Raw genomic sequence first — 2427 nt, forward strand, 5'->3', positions numbered from 1 at the left:
AGGCAGGCGGTCTCCCCTGCCACAAAAAAAACGCGAAGAAAGGCAGACCAAGGCGCGCGCCTGCGCGAATTTCCGCAAAAACCGCGAAAATTCGCTTCGGGTGAAATGGCGCGTAAAAAACAAAATCAAAAACAAAACCCTGGGGGCAATCCCCCAGACCCCTTTTTTCTTTCAATAATTTTTTAACGATCCGGACCGCGATGGCGCTGGGAGATGCGCATCAACAATCCTCCAAGGACCCGCCCATTGTCACCACCACTTTTGAGCGCCGTGTCCGCTTCAAGGCAATCCAACAACCCCTGGGCCAGGTGGGCATCCTGAAACCGTCGGCATTGGGCGAAGAAAGAATCGTTTTCCTTCCAGAAAATGTTGAGTTTGCGGGCGATCATCTGGGGATTCTCCCCGGCTTCGAGCAAAGCCCGCCCCTTGATGAAACGACGCAGACGGCTGGTCAACAACCCCAAAAGCAGCACAGGCTCCTCCCCCGCGGCAAGCAATCGGTCGAGAATCGCCAAGGTCTCGCCCGTTCGTCCCGAAAACAGAGCGTCCATCAAGCCAAATCCACTATGGACCCGGGTTTCCCCCACCAGCGCCAAACACTCGTCCAGGCCGATTTGCCGGTTTTTCCCCATGAACAGGATCAGTTTTTCCAACTCCGCTTCCGCAGCCAGGGTATCCCCGTCCAACCGCGCCCCAAGAAAGCGCAAGGCATCGGCATCCACCTCATAACCCTCCCTGGACAAACGCTCCTTCAACCAGGTCCTCAGTTGGAAAGGTTCCAGGGGAAAAAAGGCCACCGACCAATGGACCTTGTCCTGATCACACTGCCGCCGGAGCGGATGATTGGCGGGAAGATTTCCCGCAAGCATCAACAGAATCGTCGAGGGTGACGGTCTGGCTACATAATCCGCCACCGTTTTCTTCGCCCCGGCGGACAATTGCTCCAAATCCTTGAGGACAACCAGCCGTTTCTCGGAGAAAAAAGGAAAGGCACGACAGGACGAAAGAAAACGTTCCTCGGAAAGTTCTCCCGCCAGGAAAGAGGTGTCGTCAAACCCTTCATTGTCCGCATCACCCAGTACCAGCTGGCGGATGGCCTGGCTTTCACGAAGAATCATCCCCTGGTCCTGGCCATAAAGAAGGATGCAGGGGGGCAGTGGACCCCGTTGCCGCAAACCGGCGATGTCTGTTTGTTTTACTTTCATGTAAATATTTTTTACTTATTCGTTCCAGATCGGGTCCAATCGGACATCGCGAACGTGACAGCCGCAATAAACGTACTGGATAACCTATGATAAGGAAAGGAAAATAACAAACCGATTCTTTCTGCATCGGCAAAATGGAAATGGTCCGAGAATTGCCACTATGAAGGTAAGGGGTAGTGCCGGGCAAGGTCGAGGACATCGTTTCAGGGGTTGGTGTGGGTTGGGTTGTTACACTACGTTGAACGTTGTATCGCGGCGAAGCGTCATGGGACGGCAAGTGATGATCCGATAATGATTTCTGAACGCTTGTTTGTAACAATATGTTACATCTTCGAAGGGCAGGATCCTGGGAAACCGGCTGAAGCATCGACAACAAGGGGCAAGGTCCCCGGCAGCGGCTGGATGAAGGCGGGAGACGAGACACGTTCGCCACCGATGCCAGAAGCAAAACGGAGAAAGCGCCATGGCTGAGATCAACGATACAACGATGAGCAGTGACCAGAAAACGCTCGATGCCACCATCAGCGATGTCGCTGCGACCACGACTGGGGCCCTGGGCGATTCCCGAGGACTGGAACTTGGAGCGCCGGCCCCTGACGAGACCCAGGCGGACCCTGCCATCGAAGGGGGGACTGCCCAGGAGAGCGGATCGTCCGGGACCCCGCAGTCCGCTCCGTCCACCTCCGAAACCGAAACCCTCGCCGTGGCGGGAACGATGGAAGGCGAAGGAATCGGGGTTTTGTCCGGATTTGATCCCACGTTCGGCATGGGGGTGACGGAAGAAGAGGTCGCGGTCGAAGAGAGCGCCACCGACCCTTCCGCTCCCGATGCCGCCGGGGTGACCAGCGAAGGGGCCGGAGTCGGAGTCCTTTCGGGATTCGATCCAACCTTCGGGCTGGGGGTGGAAGGAGAAGCCAGCGAAACGGGCATCAGCGAAACGGCGGTTGACGAAGCGTCCGACACCACCATGGATGCAACAGCGGAAACGGTCGCGGAGGAAGGCGTTCCTTCAATTTTCGATCCAACCTTCGGCGCCGGGGAAGAGACCCCGGCGGAAGAACCTACGGTGACGGCAACCCAAGGGGGTGACGGCGGCGTTCCTTCGATTTTCGATCCAACCTTCGGCGCCGGGGAAGAGACTCCGGCGGAAGAGACCCCGGCGGAAGAACCTGCGGGGCCGGCAACCCACGGGGGGGACGGCGGCGTTCCTTCGATGTGCGAT

2 protein-coding genes are annotated in these 2427 nt (G+C 57.3%); one reads left to right on the plus strand and one right to left on the minus strand.

What is annotated here, in order from left to right:
- Window positions 1-182: 182 nt before the first annotated feature.
- On the minus strand, window positions 183-1205 hold the full coding sequence (gene holA, locus HQL76_18160) for a DNA polymerase III subunit delta (GenBank protein ID MBF0111092.1): 1023 nt from the start codon (window positions 1203-1205) through the stop codon (window positions 183-185).
- A gap of 463 nt (window positions 1206-1668) precedes the next feature.
- On the opposite strand from holA, the gene HQL76_18165 reads away from it, so the two are divergent.
- Window positions 1669-2427 (plus strand): hypothetical protein (locus HQL76_18165; GenBank protein MBF0111093.1); only part of this gene is annotated, 759 nt, incomplete at its 3' end.

The organism is Magnetococcales bacterium, assembly GCA_015228815.1.
Classification (GTDB): Bacteria; Pseudomonadota; Magnetococcia; order Magnetococcales; family UBA8363; genus UBA8363.

Bases quoted from the DNA above. Each gene is read 5' to 3' on its own strand.
- holA (MBF0111092.1), bottom strand. From the start codon at position 1,205: ATGAAAGTAAAACAAACAGACATCGCCGGTTTGCGGCAACGGGGTCCA.